Raw genomic sequence first — 14,785 nt, forward strand, 5'->3', positions numbered from 1 at the left:
GTAAGGAGGTTTTACTAGTGAGACAGCAAGAGGTTCACGATTTTCTGCTGCGTTTTTTTCAAGCAAACAGCTGCCAAATCGTCGATCAAGGCTTAGGCTATATGACAGTGCAGCTTACAGTTGAAATGGACAAACAAATCATGAACCGCCCTTTCTACTGGCATTGGCGCGAGAAGACAGGCGGTGATCCGAATCCAATGAAAATCACTTTTATTACAGATAAAGAAAATGCACCAAAAGACCTAGATGGTGAATTTATATATTTTGGGGCCCCGCGTCTTTTTCAAATATTTAAAGCTGTTAAACAAAATGGGAGATTTACCAGAATGTATGAGAAAATTGAATCAGCCGGAGCCAAAGTCCCACTTCAGCCTTGGCTTGGTATAAATGTCACGATTTCATACCAGTCCGACATGAAAAAGGATAAGTTATTGTCACTAGGTCTTCACCTAGTCTCTGGAACGATAATTGAAGATTTTCAAAGCAAGCTGACCCAGTTTTCACTGACGTCTCAAATATGTGACTATTGCTTCACCATTTCACCTATGATCAAACCAGAAAGCGGACTTAAGCGTATGGAAAACTATATTTCCAAATCCGCTATGCAGGAGCCGTCCGACTGGGCGGAACAGGCGGTTAACAGGTGGAAGAATGATATGACATTGCTTGATAAGTTTTACGAGCATATAGAAGAAAAACCAGAAGAATACCATCTAGAAAAACAGGCGCTGAAAACCTTGTATCAACCAAAGATATCAGTTGAAATTGAAAATGGCGGATTGTTTTATCTGCAAAATAATATTTCAAGCTAACTTTTTTACCATTCGACATCATTCTCGTTTTTTTTGAGAAAATACGATTATAATAAAGGTATATTGGAAAAAAATTCCGGTGATTTAATGGCAAATGACTTCCAGAGACTAATGAAGCATACAATAAGTCATGGCCGGACTGGCTGAAATACATAAACAAGTATTTTAGGAGGAGAAACTGCATGAAGAATGCAAAACAAGAGCACTTTGAATTGGATCAAGAATGGGTTGAATTAATGGTGGAAGCCAAAGAGGCAAATATCAGCCCGGAAGAAATACGAAAATATTTACTTTTAAACAAAAAGTCTGCTCATCCTGGTCCGGCAGCCAGAAGTCATACCGTAAATCCTTTCTGAATGTGCTATAATATCACAAGGAAGGTGATGACATTGATTGGCCAGCGTATTAAACAATACCGTAAAGAAAAAGGCTACTCACTATCGGAACTAGCTGAAAAAGCTGGGGTAGCGAAGTCTTATTTAAGCTCAATAGAACGAAATCTACAAACGAACCCCTCCATTCAATTTCTCGAAAAAGTCTCCGCTGTTCTGGACGTCTCGGTTCATACTTTGCTCGATGAGAAACATGAAACCGAATACGATGGTCAATTAGATAGTGAATGGGAGAAATTGGTTCGCGATGCGATGACATCCGGGGTATCGAAAAAACAATTTCGTGAATTTTTAGATTATCAAAAATGGAGAAAATCCCAAAAAGAGGAGTAGTGCCTGAGCAGAGGCACTAACTCCTCTTTTGTCAATAACCATTGAGACGGCCCAGTATATGAATACTGGGCCGTCTCTTTTTATGGCTGTTATTAATTTTTATCCTCGCTGTGCGCTTTTTCATTTTCTTTCACATAACCGTCTTTATCAGTATGGTCCTTTTTGATTGTCAAGCCGTTCCACTGTGTAGCTTCGAACGAGAATTGAAGCTTAATGGAGTTGCCTTGATATTTATTTTGAACCATAAGCCCGTTTTCATCTTTTGTTTTATCATCTTTGAATTGGATTTCCATTTGAACCTGATCGAAGTCAGTTGGTGTTTTTGGAACACCATCATATTCAGGAGCGGTTTTACCGTCAATTGTTGCTACATTGACTTTACCGCTTGCATGTAAGAATTTAGGGTCTATTTGTTTTTTGATTTTTTCAGCAGCCGCTGCATCATTTTTAGCAGACATCAAATACAAGTCTTTAAGGTTCGCATCATCTAAAATAATGTTTTTCGGGTAACCATTGCCGCCCTCTTTTCCAACTGTCAACAATGTCACTTCAAACTGGCTGAGGAAATCTTCTGGAGATGTATTGCTGCCGCCGTTTGCTTTAAAATCTCCATAATTAAGCGCCATTAAAACTTCTTTGATCGCAAGTGATCCGTTATTTTCAAATTGGAAATCCTTTGTCAACTTATCTCCCGGCTTTAGATTTGATAAGTTCACACTCGCTGAATTCTCTTTAGCAGATAAATCAAGCGTACCTGATGCAAAAGTAGCATCCTTTGATTTAATGTCGTTAAATGCTGCCCATGTTCCTCCTCCAACTAAAGCTAATCCTAGTGCTGCAGAAGCAACTCCTAAACTCAATTTCTTTTTCATACCCATGGTAAACTCCCCTTTTATTGAATGATTTTATATCGAAACCTGTTGCCAGGTTTACAACTGAAGTTAAGTAGACATGGTGCTGTCCTTTGTATCTGTTTCCAAGGCTTTTGTCTTTCTTTCAATTTCTCTAATGGCGCTGCTGATCGTCACAAAAGCGTACACTAACAGCATCACGCCGGGAACAATCAATAATACAGCCGTTCCAATCGGCTGGCTGGCAAAATGAAGCATATAGCCTGCATATGGAAGCTGAAAACCTGTGTATTGTGCGCGAACATTTTCGTCCGATACAGGCGCTGAATCAGCTGCTGCATTATTATCACCTTTTGTTTTAAATAACAAATGGTCTCCTTGCTTTGTTATGTCAACAATTCTGTGGGTGACCGCCGTATTTGCATCCTGCATAAATGTAATAACGTCACCTTTTTGAAGCTCTTTCACATCAGCGATTTCTTTGACCAATATTAAGGAACCTGTATTGAACTCCGGCTCCATCGAACCTGACAGAACTGATTTCAATGTATACCCAAACACAGCCGGCTCTCCCCCGGATGAACGTGTTGAAATCACGACAAGTGTCAGCACAATAATAAGAGTAAAGATGATCACGTATAAAATATTACTGATCAGCTTCATTGCTTTTTTCATCCTCTTCCCCGCTTTCCTTCTGGTCTGATTGAGTTTCATTTTCTTTGGTTACAGCTTCTTGAGATGTTTCTTCTTTCATTGTTTTTTCCTGTATATCCTTTTGTGTTGTTTCATTCTCCTTTTTGACGTCCGACTTTGTTTCTTTTTTAGGGACAGTCGGTTTTTCATCGCATTTTGCAAGCGTCATAGGCTCCGACCACTCAAATGTACTGCCGTTTGCCGGGTAGCCTGCCGGTTTATATACTTTAAATGCATAAATGCCGGGTTTCATTTTTTTCTTGGTCTCAATTTTATAAAGTGAATCGCCGATTTGATTGGAGACAAATCCTTTTTCGATCACGTTCCCATCCTTTAACGGTTTGCGGGCATTTTCAAGCTTATGAAGCTCCCACTTCCACTTTGATTTCTTAAGTTTCTCACCTGTATTTTCGAGCACAGCAAATAAGGCGAAAGGTGAGCATACAGTGCCTTTCGTATCCGTTTGATCTGATATGTGCAAATCACTTTGATCCCAGCGTTTATCATAATGGCAGTTTTTATCTGTATGCTGAAAGTCTTTACACGTTTGAAGTGAGACATCAAATGTTTCAATATCATGAAAAGCAGCGCTTGTATCATCGGAAAATTGTAAGCATAGTGCGGCAGTCAGACTGAAAATGACTGAAAGCTGAAAGATAAGCAGAACTTTCAGTTTCGTCTTCGCCTTTTGCTGATTGTGAAACAATCGAAACATATCTTACCTCCTGTAAAACACTGTAACTTGATATGACAATCGTTCTCTTTAAAGAACTTCACAAATAGAGTATAATCAACGATTTATAGATTTAAAAACACCGAAATCGCTCATTTCGTTCGTTTAAAAGAATGTTTTCATCATATTACAAAGTCTTGCTCAGTATTGCTCATTTTTTCAATTTTTTTGAAATTTTTGGGATTGTTATGTGAGAATTTAAATGCATATCCCATTATTATTTGGTAATAATAAACAAAGAAAGGGTGACAGCATGATGATCAAACAATGTGTGATTTGTCTATCTCTTCTCGTCTTTGGCACCACAGCCGCTCACGCAGAAGAAACACCGCTTGTAACCGCCCGCCACATGTCCAAATGGGAAGAGATTGCTGTAAAAGAAGCAAAAAAAAGGTACCCGCTTGCACAGGTACTGTTCAAACAAAAAGTATGGGACCGTAAAAGAAAAGATGAAGCAGTGAAGCAATACCATTTAACTCTGAGGGAAGGGTCAAAAGAATTCGGCGTTTTTGTGACGATTTCATTTGATCCTTATAGCCAAAAGGTCAATAAAATTGCCATATTAGAAGAATATCAATAAGGTCCTCCATTTTTTGAAGGACCTTATTCGTTTATTTGCGGTTATTTTTTCCGTTTCAGCCAAAGTCGGAAGCCATAGGGTAAAATACCGAACCACTGCTGGGAAACAGGCGTTTTTGTTTCTTTCCGCACCTCTTTTCGTTCTTTTCGCTCATCTCTCGGAGTATCTATATATTTGACAAATTGCTGCGTCATATATTTAACATAATCATTCGTTTTCACGTGATCACCTCATCATTCAATTATTATGAGTGTTGTCTCACATGACTTTTTTTATACCCTTTACACTGTTTTATTCTGTCCATCTCAGCAGCTTTTTCTGTTTTTGATCAAACACGATCTGTGCAGTTCTTTCTGTTCCCGACTCCGTTGACACTCTTAAGTTGATTTCTTTTTGCTCTTTTATCGATGTATCATGAATGTAATAAGAAACCTGTCCATATGGAAATTGCTGCGTACCCTCCTGGCCTTTCCGTTTCTCTAGAACGTGCCGAATCGAAAGAAGCGTACCATTTTGAAGCAAATTCTCTCCTATGTATAACTCTTTTGTTTCCTTTTCAAACATGCAGCGTGAAATATATTGAGCAGCAACAAAGTTCACGATTAACAGCACAAGCGCTGACACAAAAAGAACAGCTGGATAAATAAACCCTCTTGTACGATACATTCACCCCCCTCCTAAATACGAATAGACTGGAAAAGCAGTTTGATACACTTTTTGGTCCTCACTCTCAATTTTCAGCAAAACAACACCATTTTCAATATCAGCTTTCATGGCAGTAATATGATCTAAAATCGGAACATGCCCTTTGCCATCCACTCTTTTTCTTATCATTGAATGATAAATGTCAAAACGGATGTCTTGTCCGGAAAGATTGGTGCAGATTAACACGCTCCCATGCTCGGCTGTCTTAACTGCCTGTGATTCCTTGCATTCATTCATCATCTGTTCTATCGAAATCATCCATTCTTGCTGTGTGAAACCGTCATGTTCCTGCTGTCGAGATAAAAACAGATGGAAAATCGCAGCTAACGATCCTGATATGAGCAAAAAGACTGAGAGCGAAAATAATACGTTAAGAAGCGTGTAGCCATTCTGTCTGCAGGATGCTGAGGCAAAATGATTTCTCTTTATAAGCTGCGGCTTTGATACATACGTTTTGATATTCGCCCTCCTCCTCCCACTTCATTGCATAGATATGATTGTTCTTTGTAATCGTTTTTGACGCGTCTCCTTCACCACTCATGACATATTTGCTAATGCTCTCATTCATCATCTGATAGCCAATTTCTCGTGATTCCGCCATTTTTTCATCAGCTATCAGCTTGTCCCACAAGGGGACGACTGTCAGCAGCACAAACAGCCACAGGCTTAGCGCAGACATTGTTTCTATTGTAGAAAAACCTTTATTTTCTCTCCACATTGACTCTCCCGCTCCCTAGATAAACTGTTATATCATATACGGCATGGCCATTTACTCGTATTTTTCCGCCTGCATTCGGGTGCCCTTTCTCATTAAATTCCAAACGGTCTTTTAATGTCAGCAGTTCTATAGAAAGTCCCCTTGCATACGGACGTTCAATGACCGTATCACCAATGACTAATTGATATTCTTTTTTATGAAAGAAAATTTTTGTTCTTTGTTGACGGGAAATAGCAACCTGCTGTGTGAGCATAATATCATTTTTCAGCTGCCTTGCTGCCTGTCGGACAGCTGTATTGTCATAAGCAGGAGGAAGTGTAGTGAAGACGGCCACCAGGAGGATAGAGGCAAGGCTTAACACAAGCAAACTTTCTAAAAGGGTAAACCCCTCCTCCTCGTTTAATTTAATGTTCAACCTTAACTTCTCCGCCGGTGATGATAATGCGCTTACCATTTGGACAGACAGCATCCTTTTTCACATAGCCCTCTGACTGTAAATCGGCAAGGCTCGGAGTTTGTCCTTCATGATCAAGCTCAAATGCAGTCATTTGTGCCTTAACCATGTTTTGTAAGCCTTCACAGCCCTTTTTTTGAATGGTTTGATTATGTTTCGTGACGTTCGGTATCGTAATTAAAAGCAAAATCGAAATAATAAAGAGCACGATTAACATTTCAACAAGTGTAAATCCTTTCTCATTCATCAGCCTCTTCCTTTCACATTTGATTCATCATCTGATACATAGGCACAAGCATAGATAAATACACAAGTAAGATCATCGCTGCAACAAATCCATAAATCATTGGCTGAAGGATGCCTGTCCATTTTTGCGCCTTGTGTTCCAGCCGCTGTAATATGAATTGGCTGTATGTGAAAAGCTCCCGATCCAATCGGCCGCTCAGCTGGCCGTGAGATATGACTTTTGATAAATCAGTTTCATAAAAAGGGCTTCCACAAATAGCGGATTCAATTGACTCACCGGCTTTTAGCCGTTCAATCAATTGTTCAGCCTCGCAGCGGTAGAAAGGGAGAAACGTTTGATGTTTAAATGCATTAAGGCTGTCATAAATTGAGAGGCCTGATTTTAAAAGGCTGCTTAGCTGCAAAGAAAAAAAGTAGCTGTTAAACAGCTTGACAAGCTTTCCAACCAAAGGAATCCTGATACAAATCAGCATTTGCCGGGCAGGTGATTTTTTCTTAAACACAAGCCAATAATAAATCCCGATACCTGCTGTAAAAAGAACAAGCAAAATGATCACAAGATCAATATGCTGAAAAAAAGCAAAAAGCATATCGGTTGAACGTGAGGTTTCCATATTCATCGATTGATAGATACCGGAAAACTGAGGAATGATGATGGACTGTAACATATAAAACATGACAGCGACCGTAAAGATGAGGAAAAGCGGATAGCGCAGCACTCTTTTCAGCTGGTCTGCCTGTGCAATTTTTCGTTCCAGCAGCTCTCCGCTCTGGATCATGGAAGCAGGCAGTTCACCATGTGTTTCAGCAAAATAACAAATACCTACGGCTTCCTTATGAAATGACAAACTCTTTAGTACTTGATAAAACGGAACCCCTTCCCTCAAACAAGTGACCGTATCAGTCAAGTCAGCCGCCTGCCTCTTATTCATCTGAAGTTCCATCAGGCGTAATCCATCCAGAAGCGTATATCCCCCCGCAGTCATTTCACCGAGCCGCTTTAATAACCTGGCTTGATCCTTTAATGACCAGACTTTTCTAATCTTTTTCATGATAAACCCACCGGTCATAGTTGTTTGTCGTTAAATAGCCGAGCGCAATTCCTTTTCTGATAATTTGACGAAGCGTTTGATATTGGTAATTTGCATGATTTCCTTTTGCCTCCTGGATACATTGCTGAAGATTTTTCCCGTATAGAAGCTCATAAACGCTAGCTCTCCTGGTATTTCGTGACTGTCGGCAATACACTGATGAACATCCGTTTTCACAAAACGGGCAAGCCAAATCAACCAAGCGCTGAGCCGCTATTGCAATGACAGTCTGTTCGATTTCATTCATATTGATACCGAATTCAAGCAGTCTGTAAATGGCGCCCTTTGCGTCTCTCGTATGAAGGCTCGTTAGTACCAAATGTCCCGTCATCGCTGCCCGCACCGCAATTTCAGCTGTTTCCGCGTCTCTGATCTCACCTAAAATAATCATATCGGGATCATGGCGCAAAATTGCTTTCAGACCTGTGGAATAAGTTACACCGGCTTTTTCATTCACCTGAACCTGAAGAACATCTTCGTCCCTTGTTTCAACAGGGTCCTCTAATGTGACAATATTTCGATTAAAGTGTTTTTTTGCATATTGAACGAGAGAGTATAGTGTGGTAGTCTTCCCTGAACCAGTTGGCCCGGTAAAAATGAGCATGCCATGGGAATGTTTTAAAAACGAGAGTAATGTGGCTCCTGTCTTCGGAAATAGCGACAATTTATCAATCGAAGGGATATTGTATTGGGGCATCACTCTGATCACGAGGCTTTCTTCATTAATTGTGGGCAGCGTTGACATTCTTAAATGAACATTTCCCTCTTTCAGCTTTAACGTAAGCGAACCGTTTTGCGGCTTTCGCCTTTCACCTATATCCATTGCTGAAAGAAATTTAAAATGTGAAATCAGCCTTACGCACTCTTCTTTTTTCATGTCCCTTTTTTTCAGCAAGGCATGATCGACCCGAAAATGAATGATAGCGTCCCGCTCCCTCGGCACGATGTGAATATCAGAAGCCTTTGTTAGATATGCCTCTTCAATCAAGTTTTTGCTTACCTTTTCTATTGAATCCAATTTGATTCCCTCTCCTTTCAACGCATATTGTAGAAAAAGAAGAAAAGGTAATCAAACAGGGAAAACGTGATTTTGTGAGATGTTATATGCTGAAAAACCAATTCTTTCTGGCAAGAAAAAAAAACTTTCAACTGAATGTGCCCCTTTCATTATAATTTTCCCAATAATAAAAAAGCAGACATGGTCACCATGCCTGCTTGATTCCATTTTCATTATGCTGTTTTCGCTTTTTGACCAGTATCTTTTTCAACGGAAAGGTCGCCTAATGCAACAATACCGGTCATTTGGTCATTTTCAAGAATCGATAAACTGCGGATTTGATGCTCTGCCATAAGCGCCTTGACATCGTATCCGGTCACCCTGATATGTCTGGTGAAAAAGCGGGGCACGCTGCACAAAATATGAAACATCCTATAGAGTCCGCCTTTTTCGAGGTTTCTTTTTCTTCTTCCGCTCCTGCAGCATATCTCCCGTCCAGCCTTTTTTCCTCAAATAGAGATAGATCAGAACTGTAGATGTGACAATCAATAAGAGAGAAAAGAGATATCCGTATTTCCAATTCAGTTCCGGCATCACTGAAAAGTTCATCCCCCATAAGGCCCCCAGAGCTGTAATCGGCGTAAAAAGCGTCGTGAAAATGGTCAGCGCTTTTACAATTTCATTCCCCCTATGTGAGGTAATGACTTCCTCTGAATGCAGCAGATTGTTAAGCTCCCCTTCAAATTCGCTGATGTATGTAAATCCCCTGTCAATCTTCAGTTGTGTCCGCTGATAATCCTTTTTCTCTTCATTTTGAGGTAAAAAGGTTTCTTTCAACGCCATTTCAATTTTTTTAGCGCTTAGTATCAAATTTTTCCAAATCATCAGTTCATGGCGCAGGAGATGGACACGGTTTAAAATGCTTTTGCTATTGTCGTCTTTAATCTGCCATCTAAGCTTTCTCAGCTTTACTTCAAATTCATCAACACCGATTAAATACGCATTCATTAGTTCGCCGAGAAGAATTAAAAACCCCTCTATCGCATTGTCCGCTCTTTCCATTTGCCGGACAACTTCTTTTCCTTTAATCTCTCTCAAAATCGAAAAATCAAAATTGATTGTAAAAAAATATTGTCTGGTGATATAAAAGTGAAAAACAGTATGATCTTTTTCTTCACCAAGCCCCTGATCATAAACAATCGACCCAAATACCGCTTCATTTTCCGTTTCAGTTGTATCTACTCGCAAAAAATTAACGTGATGGTTATTTTCAAACCACTTTTCACACTGAGGCCAGTGAGAAAAATGGATTAGATCTCTTGCCTTACTTCTTTCTTGAGGCCCCATTTGGTACCAAAACCAATCCTTTCCTGTATGTGCCTTCATGTCAAGATCCTCCAAACTTTTGTTCTTTATTCTTTAATTGCCCAATAACCGCGTCACTAAACCAGTCTGCCGCTTCAACACATGTTTTATGAGCATTTTCAGGTGGTATGGAATGTAGAAAGACATCGGAAAAGGGAGGTGCATGCCTTCCTTGGAGAAGGCAGTTGTTTTGGAATTTGTCAATTTACTAGCAGTCGCTATTCTCATTTTGTTAACAGGATTTTTTGTTGCCGTAGAATTTTCAATCGTGAAAGTGCGGCGGTCCAAAATTGATCAGCTTGTCGCAAAAGGAAAGAAAGGTGCTAAAGCGGCAAAGCATGTCATCACTCACCTTGATGAATATTTATCAGCCTGTCAGCTGGGCATCACAGTCGCAGCATTAGGACTGGGATGGCTTGGGGAACCGACTGTGCAAACTCTGCTTCGACCGCTTTTTCATAAAGCAGGCTTAAATGAATCGCTTACCCACCTGCTTTCACTCGTCATCGCATTTTTAGCGGTTACGTATTTAAATGTCGTTATCGGGGAGCTGGCTCCAAAGAGTTTCGCCATTCAAAAAGCAGAAAGCATTACCTTGTTGTTCGCTAAACCGCTTATTTGGTTTTATAAGATCATGTTTCCATTCATTTGGCTGTTGAACCACTCTGCCCGATTGATTACAGGAGTGTTTGGACTGAAGCCGGCATCAGAGCACGAGCTGGCATATACAGAGGAAGAACTTCGTGTCCTATTGGCTGAAAGCTATAAAAGCGGCGAGATTAGAAAAAGTGAATTAAAGTACATGAATAATATCTTCACCTTTGATAAACGAATGGCAAAGGAAATTATGGTGCCGCGAAATGAAATGGTTAGTTTGTCACTAGATGAAGACTCCATTTCAAATCTTCAGGAAACAGTCAAGCAAACAAAATATACACGGTACCCGGTTATAAGAGAGGATAAAGATAACGTCATTGGCGTGATTAATATGAAAGAAGTGCTGTTTTCCATGCTGACGAAAGATTTTTCAATCAAGAAGCATCAAATTGAACCTTTCGTACAGCCCGTTATGCATGTCATTGAGACGATTCCTATTTATAAACTACTGCTGAAAATGCAAAAGGAACGCACTCATATGGCGATCCTCATAGATGAATATGGCGGGACGTCCGGTTTGGTCACTGTCGAAGATATTATCGAGGAAATTGTAGGAGAAATCCGTGATGAATTTGATGCGGATGAAGTGCCTCATATCCGCGAACTTGGAAAGGATCATTACTTGTTAAATGCAAAATTATTAATCAGCGATGTTAACAGCCTGCTTGGAACCGATTTGTCAGACGCAGAAGTAGACACCTTGGGCGGCTGGTTTTTGACACAAAACATAGACGCTGAGCCTGAAAGTACCATAGAATATGATGGCTACTCTTTTAAGGTAAAAGACATCAACAGCCATCACATTTTATTTATAGAAGTTAAAAAAGCTGAATAGCCCGTGAAAGGCTGTTCAGCTGCTATCTTTCAAGATTAACATGGCAAAGGCATCAACACTCTTTTATTTTAAACCCTTTATTGGCCAGGGCTTTAGCAAGACTTTGCTCGGTTTTCACATTCGAAAAATCCAGACCCAGCTTCACGACAGTTTGGGCAATTTCCGGCCTGATTCCTGAAATAATCGTCTCAATGCCGAGCAATTTGGTGCTGTCAATCACTTTAAAAATTTGATAGGCTACCATGGTATCAACGATAGGAACGCCCGAAATATCTAAAAATAAATACGAGAGCTTTAACGCTGAGCACTGCTCCAGCACAGACTCCAAAATCGTCCTCGCTCTGTACGTATCAATTTCACCGACAAGCGGAAGAATCCCAATTCCATCAGTAATCGGCATAATCGGCGCACTCAATTCATTAATCATTTCTTTTTGCGCGTTTAATTGTATCATGGTCACCTGGTGATATTCTTCCGTAAACACTTCGATGATCTCATCAATGTTTTGATTCAAGATCCGGCTCCACTCATAAAAATCCTGAATGCTGATGTCTTGAGAAGAAGCTTCGCTGAATTTCTGAATCCATTCAAACATGATGTGCCTGAAGGTGTTAAACTGGCCGACACTTTCTGTTACCGTCACTTCATGAACGGCACGGTCTCTGGCGCATTGAAGAGACCACCTGTTGAGCTCATCCTCTACGTCTTCTTTTCTAAGGGATTTTGCTACGATGGTCACCAATAATTCATGCTGGTCTTTTAACTTTTGTTCTAGTTTTTGCTGATCTTTCGCTGAATACAGCCAGCTGCCTTTTGATGTACAAACTTCCAGCCATTGTTGCGTGATATCTTCTTTGTGCTCTGTTAAGTGCTGATCAAGAGCTATCATCTTAATGAGTTACCTCCTGTTTTTGAAAAATGTACGCTATATATGTATAACGCGTCTGCCTTTACACATACTATGTTTACATTCAATGGGCTATAGCCAAGCGGTAAGGCAATGGACTTTGACTCCGTGATCGTTGGTTCGAATCCAGCTAGCCCAGTTTCTGAACAGGTGAAAAACCGAAGATAAGCTGATTCCTATAAATCAGCGGATCTTCGGTTTTTCATCATGCAGATTGATGAACCGTTTTCTTCTTCGATAACTTCAACAGTTCTCCCGGGTTATAACCAATCACCAGCTTTTTGTTGTCTACTAGAATCGGGCGTCGCAAAAGCTTCGGCTTCTCGATTAAAAGTTCCAGCACCTCATTTACCGTCATTTCTTCAATGTTTAAATTTAAATTTTTGAAAGTCTGGCTTCTTGTCGCCAAAATTTCATCAATTCCTTCTGTCGTTAACGATAAAATGTACTTTAATTCTTCTCTTGTCGGGGTTTCTCTGAATAAGTGCCGTTCGTTAAATTCAATTTGATGTGCTTTAAGCCAATGTTTTGTTTTTCGGCATGACGTGCAGCTTGGATATGAGTAAAAAGTTAATTGTTGTTCCATTCGTTTTTTCCTCCTCAGTTAACCATCTCTTTGTAGAATAACTACCCGGATCATTTTTCATTTAAACCATTTACAGAACTTTTTTCGGATTATTTTTTAAAAAACATTCATACAATAGAAAACACAATCAAAAGGACAAATTCCATTTGTATATTAATAATGAAAATGTTTACATTTCTAGGTGTGATCTATTATAATAACAGTCAGAGGGACTCTCGGGAGGGGATAAAAATGAATCGCATGTTCCGGGTGTTAGGATTTTGGACGGGAATTTTTGCAGTCATGTTTTATTTAGGTGATATGAAAGATGCTTCCCTTTTATTTTTTGGACAGACGATCTTATTTGTGTTTCTATCGTATTTGAACTTAACCGAACGCATGTATATTTATATTTTTGGCGCTTATTTAACAATTTTCTTCGCCGGCTTTACATATTACTCAATTTTTATTATGGTGCCCGGCGGCGGAGGCCATTAAATGCAGAAAGAGACAAACCTTATCGGTTTGTCTCTTTTTTTACAATGAAAACCCATTTAAAAACGGATTTTGGTCCTGCTCAGTCAGTACGTCTGTTTCAGGTCCATGGCCGCTTAACACCAGCGTGTGTTCCGGAAGCGTAAGCAGTTTTTCATGAATGGACGTCAGCAGCGTCTCTTGATCGCCGCCTATTAAATCCGTACGTCCTATACCGCCTTGGAACAAGACATCTCCGGAGATGACCAAGTCTGCATCTTTCACGTAGTAAGACACACTGCCTGGTGAATGTCCCGGCGTAAATAATGTTTCCAAATGAAACGGCCCGATATTCAACTCACCGTCGCCTTCAATTAGATGATCTGCAGGCTTAGCTGTGACTTCTATCCCTCGCAGCATGCCGGAGCCGTTTAAAGAAGCGTCCGCAAGCCAATTTTTTTCATTTTGATGCAGGTAAACAGGGATATCCCATTTTTCTCTCACTTCATCAAGCGCCCCAATATGGTCAAAATGGGCATGTGTAAGCAAAATGGCTAAAGGCGTCAGCCCTTTTTCTTTTATGTATTGATTGATTTTATGTCCCTCGCCGCCCGGATCAAAAATCAGGCATTGATCATCACTGATGAGAAAATATGCGTTCGCTTGAATCGGCCCTACTGGCATTCGTCTCCATTTCACTATTATCACCTCTTTCTTTTTTATGCTCTTATTATGAGGGTTTTTTAAAAAAGATTCAAACAATCGCAATGAAAACGCTATCGACAAACCTATAAAAAACAGGTAGAATAAAACTGGAAAGAATTGCAGGTTTTTCAATGTAAAGGGGGCTGTGTTATGTTACTTGTCGTGATTTTCGGCCTTGTCGCTCTTTTCGCTTTATGGGGAGTCTTGCGTTCTGTTAGAAATAAAAATATACTCGGGTTTTTATTAGCCGGTGCCACCTTATTTGTCTTTGGATGGTTTACCGTGATGACCGTAATAAACAGCGGGTATCCAACCGCACATTAAAACCTGTATCCGATCGGATACAGGTTTATTTTTATGGCTGTAAATGTTTATTGACACTTTCTATTTTGCTCTCAAGCGTCGTTTTTTTGTCACGCCTGTCATCGATGCGGATATTCGTTGCCACTCTGTGCAATCCTTTTTGAAATGGCGCTTCGTGAATTGCCTGAATGACTGCAAAAAGGTCACTGAGTTCTCCCTCGATCAGCGTATTCATCGGTGTCAGCTGATATTTGATTTTCCCTTCTGCTTGATATCCTTCTAATATCTTTTGCACATCGGCTACGTAAGCACTGACACTGGGTGTTTCCGTACCGATTGGGATAATGGTTACATCTGCGATAGCCATCG

Annotated in this window: 24 protein-coding genes and 1 tRNA gene; 8 read left to right on the plus strand and 17 right to left on the minus strand. The window is 40.1% G+C overall.

Going from position 1 to position 14,785, the window contains the following annotated elements; translation table 11 throughout:
* The first annotated feature begins 17 nt into the window (after window positions 1-17).
* From MKY50_RS12570 to sinR, 3 genes are all read left to right on the plus strand, one after another.
* On the plus strand, window positions 18-812 hold the full coding sequence (locus MKY50_RS12570) for a YqhG family protein (RefSeq protein ID WP_003230200.1): 795 nt from the start codon (window positions 18-20) through the stop codon (window positions 810-812).
* A 182-nt stretch (window positions 813-994) separates the two neighbouring features.
* Window positions 995-1,168, plus strand: coding sequence for an anti-repressor SinI (sinI, locus tag MKY50_RS12575; protein WP_003230187.1), 174 nt, complete (start codon window positions 995-997; stop codon window positions 1,166-1,168).
* 33 nt (window positions 1,169-1,201) lie between these two features.
* A complete protein-coding gene (gene sinR, locus MKY50_RS12580; protein ID WP_003226345.1) occupies window positions 1,202-1,537 on the plus strand; it encodes a transcriptional regulator SinR in 336 nt (111 codons plus the stop codon).
* Window positions 1,538-1,629: 92 nt separating this feature from the next.
* Here the strand turns inward: sinR and tasA are convergent, their stop codons facing one another.
* The 3 genes from tasA to tapA form a co-directional block, all read right to left on the minus strand.
* Window positions 1,630-2,415: a biofilm matrix protein TasA gene (gene tasA, locus MKY50_RS12585; RefSeq protein WP_014664586.1), complete on the minus strand. Its 786-nt coding sequence runs from the start codon at window positions 2,413-2,415 to the stop codon at window positions 1,630-1,632.
* Between the two features lie 63 nt (window positions 2,416-2,478).
* On the minus strand, window positions 2,479-3,051 hold the full coding sequence (sipW, locus tag MKY50_RS12590; protein ID WP_003230181.1) for a signal peptidase I SipW: 573 nt from the start codon (window positions 3,049-3,051) through the stop codon (window positions 2,479-2,481).
* Window positions 3,035-3,796, minus strand: coding sequence for an amyloid fiber anchoring/assembly protein TapA (tapA, locus tag MKY50_RS12595; RefSeq protein ID WP_181217179.1), 762 nt, complete (start codon window positions 3,794-3,796; stop codon window positions 3,035-3,037). Before tapA ends, sipW begins: the two co-directional genes overlap by 17 nt.
* Before the next feature lie 271 nt (window positions 3,797-4,067).
* Here tapA and MKY50_RS12600 point away from each other — a divergent pair, with 271 nt between their 5' ends.
* On the plus strand, window positions 4,068-4,394 hold the full coding sequence (locus MKY50_RS12600) for a YqzG/YhdC family protein (protein WP_003246051.1): 327 nt from the start codon (window positions 4,068-4,070) through the stop codon (window positions 4,392-4,394).
* 41 nt (window positions 4,395-4,435) lie between these two features.
* Here the strand turns inward: MKY50_RS12600 and MKY50_RS12605 are convergent, their stop codons facing one another.
* The 10 genes from MKY50_RS12605 to corA all read right to left on the minus strand — a co-directional run bounded on the left by MKY50_RS12605 (window position 4,436) and on the right by corA (window position 9,991).
* Window positions 4,436-4,615, minus strand: coding sequence for a YqzE family protein (locus MKY50_RS12605; protein ID WP_003230176.1), 180 nt, complete (start codon window positions 4,613-4,615; stop codon window positions 4,436-4,438).
* A 70-nt stretch (window positions 4,616-4,685) separates the two neighbouring features.
* Window positions 4,686-5,060 (minus strand): ComG operon protein ComGG, encoded by a 375-nt coding sequence (gene comGG, locus MKY50_RS12610; protein ID WP_167408283.1) that lies wholly within the window; start codon window positions 5,058-5,060, stop codon window positions 4,686-4,688.
* Entirely contained in the window at window positions 5,061-5,444 is a 384-nt protein-coding gene (gene comGF / locus MKY50_RS12615) for a ComG operon protein ComGF (RefSeq protein WP_032726158.1), read from the minus strand. It abuts the gene before it with no gap.
* A 25-nt stretch (window positions 5,445-5,469) separates the two neighbouring features.
* Window positions 5,470-5,817: a ComG operon protein 5 gene (gene comGE / locus MKY50_RS12620; RefSeq protein WP_167408284.1), complete on the minus strand. Its 348-nt coding sequence runs from the start codon at window positions 5,815-5,817 to the stop codon at window positions 5,470-5,472.
* On the minus strand, window positions 5,801-6,232 hold the full coding sequence (gene comGD, locus MKY50_RS12625; RefSeq protein WP_029726720.1) for a comG operon protein ComGD: 432 nt from the start codon (window positions 6,230-6,232) through the stop codon (window positions 5,801-5,803). The genes comGE and comGD overlap by 17 nt, the downstream gene beginning before the upstream one ends.
* The gene (gene comGC, locus MKY50_RS12630; protein ID WP_003230162.1) at window positions 6,222-6,518 is read right to left on the minus strand and encodes a comG operon protein ComGC; all 297 of its coding nucleotides are present in this window, start codon (window positions 6,516-6,518) and stop codon (window positions 6,222-6,224) included. The genes comGD and comGC overlap by 11 nt, the downstream gene beginning before the upstream one ends.
* Window positions 6,519-6,531: 13 nt before the next feature.
* Complete coding sequence (gene comGB, locus MKY50_RS12635; protein ID WP_116316545.1) at window positions 6,532-7,569, minus strand: comG operon protein ComGB; 1,038 nt, start codon at window positions 7,567-7,569, stop codon at window positions 6,532-6,534.
* Window positions 7,556-8,626 (minus strand): competence protein ComGA, encoded by a 1,071-nt coding sequence (comGA, locus tag MKY50_RS12640; protein WP_015714258.1) that lies wholly within the window; start codon window positions 8,624-8,626, stop codon window positions 7,556-7,558. Before comGA ends, comGB begins: the two co-directional genes overlap by 14 nt.
* A gap of 212 nt (window positions 8,627-8,838) precedes the next feature.
* Window positions 8,839-9,036 carry a hypothetical protein gene (locus MKY50_RS12645; protein ID WP_029726717.1) on the minus strand — a complete coding sequence of 66 codons (198 nt, stop codon included), beginning with the start codon at window positions 9,034-9,036 and terminating at the stop codon, window positions 8,839-8,841.
* Between the two features lies 1 nt (window position 9,037).
* Window positions 9,038-9,991 (minus strand): magnesium transporter CorA, encoded by a 954-nt coding sequence (corA, locus tag MKY50_RS12650; RefSeq protein WP_015483432.1) that lies wholly within the window; start codon window positions 9,989-9,991, stop codon window positions 9,038-9,040.
* A 142-nt stretch (window positions 9,992-10,133) separates the two neighbouring features.
* On the opposite strand from corA, the gene MKY50_RS12655 reads away from it, so the two are divergent.
* A complete protein-coding gene (locus tag MKY50_RS12655; protein ID WP_024573395.1) occupies window positions 10,134-11,462 on the plus strand; it encodes a hemolysin family protein in 1,329 nt (442 codons plus the stop codon).
* Window positions 11,463-11,514: 52 nt separating this feature from the next.
* Here MKY50_RS12655 and rsbRD read toward each other — a convergent pair whose 3' ends face one another.
* Entirely contained in the window at window positions 11,515-12,351 is an 837-nt protein-coding gene (gene rsbRD / locus MKY50_RS12660; RefSeq protein ID WP_015384093.1) for an RsbT co-antagonist protein RsbRD, read from the minus strand.
* 86 nt (window positions 12,352-12,437) lie between these two features.
* Between rsbRD and MKY50_RS12665 the strand changes: the two genes are divergently transcribed.
* Window positions 12,438-12,508: transfer RNA gene (locus tag MKY50_RS12665), tRNA-Gln, on the plus strand.
* 66 nt (window positions 12,509-12,574) lie between these two features.
* Here the strand turns inward: MKY50_RS12665 and mgsR are convergent.
* Window positions 12,575-12,955, minus strand: a complete 381-nt coding sequence (gene mgsR / locus MKY50_RS12670; protein WP_003230147.1) for a transcriptional regulator MgsR — start codon at window positions 12,953-12,955, stop codon at window positions 12,575-12,577.
* 231 nt (window positions 12,956-13,186) lie between these two features.
* On the opposite strand from mgsR, the gene MKY50_RS12675 reads away from it, so the two are divergent.
* Entirely contained in the window at window positions 13,187-13,432 is a 246-nt protein-coding gene (locus MKY50_RS12675) for a DUF2626 domain-containing protein (protein WP_003226300.1), read from the plus strand.
* Window positions 13,433-13,471: 39 nt separating this feature from the next.
* On the opposite strand, the gene MKY50_RS12680 is transcribed toward MKY50_RS12675, so the two are convergent.
* Window positions 13,472-14,107, minus strand: a complete 636-nt coding sequence (locus MKY50_RS12680; RefSeq protein WP_041850020.1) for an MBL fold metallo-hydrolase — start codon at window positions 14,105-14,107, stop codon at window positions 13,472-13,474.
* Window positions 14,108-14,263: 156 nt separating this feature from the next.
* On the opposite strand from MKY50_RS12680, the gene MKY50_RS12685 reads away from it, so the two are divergent.
* On the plus strand, window positions 14,264-14,437 hold the full coding sequence (locus tag MKY50_RS12685; RefSeq protein WP_003230141.1) for a DUF2759 domain-containing protein: 174 nt from the start codon (window positions 14,264-14,266) through the stop codon (window positions 14,435-14,437).
* Window positions 14,438-14,468: 31 nt separating this feature from the next.
* On the opposite strand, the gene MKY50_RS12690 is transcribed toward MKY50_RS12685, so the two are convergent.
* Window positions 14,469-14,783: an MTH1187 family thiamine-binding protein gene (locus MKY50_RS12690; protein WP_003230139.1), complete on the minus strand. Its 315-nt coding sequence runs from the start codon at window positions 14,781-14,783 to the stop codon at window positions 14,469-14,471.
* Window positions 14,784-14,785 lie beyond the last annotated feature (2 nt).

This window comes from Bacillus sp. FSL R7-0685 (genome assembly GCF_038002425.1).
Classification (GTDB): domain Bacteria; phylum Bacillota; class Bacilli; order Bacillales; family Bacillaceae; genus Bacillus; species Bacillus subtilis.

Excerpts from the sequence above, each read along its gene's own strand:
- sinI (WP_003230187.1), top strand. The coding sequence starts at position 995 with ATGAAGAATGCAAAACAAGAGCACTTTGAATTGGATCAAGAATGGGTT.
- tasA (WP_014664586.1), bottom strand. The coding sequence starts at position 2,415 with ATGGGTATGAAAAAGAAATTGAGTTTAGGAGTTGCTTCTGCAGCACTA.
- sipW (WP_003230181.1), bottom strand. The coding sequence starts at position 3,051 with ATGAAGCTGATCAGTAATATTTTATACGTGATCATCTTTACTCTTATT.
- tapA (WP_181217179.1), bottom strand. The coding sequence starts at position 3,796 with ATGTTTCGATTGTTTCACAATCAGCAAAAGGCGAAGACGAAACTGAAA.
- MKY50_RS12600 (WP_003246051.1), top strand. The coding sequence starts at position 4,068 with ATGATGATCAAACAATGTGTGATTTGTCTATCTCTTCTCGTCTTTGGC.
- comGG (WP_167408283.1), bottom strand. The coding sequence starts at position 5,060 with ATGTATCGTACAAGAGGGTTTATTTATCCAGCTGTTCTTTTTGTGTCA.
- comGE (WP_167408284.1), bottom strand. The coding sequence starts at position 5,817 with ATGTGGAGAGAAAATAAAGGTTTTTCTACAATAGAAACAATGTCTGCG.
- comGC (WP_003230162.1), bottom strand. The coding sequence starts at position 6,518 with ATGAATGAGAAAGGATTTACACTTGTTGAAATGTTAATCGTGCTCTTT.
- comGB (WP_116316545.1), bottom strand. The coding sequence starts at position 7,569 with ATGAAAAAGATTAGAAAAGTCTGGTCATTAAAGGATCAAGCCAGGTTA.
- MKY50_RS12645 (WP_029726717.1), bottom strand. The coding sequence starts at position 9,036 with ATGTTTCATATTTTGTGCAGCGTGCCCCGCTTTTTCACCAGACATATC.
- corA (WP_015483432.1), bottom strand. The coding sequence starts at position 9,991 with ATGAAGGCACATACAGGAAAGGATTGGTTTTGGTACCAAATGGGGCCT.
- MKY50_RS12655 (WP_024573395.1), top strand. The coding sequence starts at position 10,134 with ATGCCTTCCTTGGAGAAGGCAGTTGTTTTGGAATTTGTCAATTTACTA.
- rsbRD (WP_015384093.1), bottom strand. The coding sequence starts at position 12,351 with ATGATAGCTCTTGATCAGCACTTAACAGAGCACAAAGAAGATATCACG.
- mgsR (WP_003230147.1), bottom strand. The coding sequence starts at position 12,955 with ATGGAACAACAATTAACTTTTTACTCATATCCAAGCTGCACGTCATGC.
- MKY50_RS12675 (WP_003226300.1), top strand. The coding sequence starts at position 13,187 with ATGAATCGCATGTTCCGGGTGTTAGGATTTTGGACGGGAATTTTTGCA.
- MKY50_RS12685 (WP_003230141.1), top strand. The coding sequence starts at position 14,264 with ATGTTACTTGTCGTGATTTTCGGCCTTGTCGCTCTTTTCGCTTTATGG.
- MKY50_RS12690 (WP_003230139.1), bottom strand. The coding sequence starts at position 14,783 with ATGGCTATCGCAGATGTAACCATTATCCCAATCGGTACGGAAACACCC.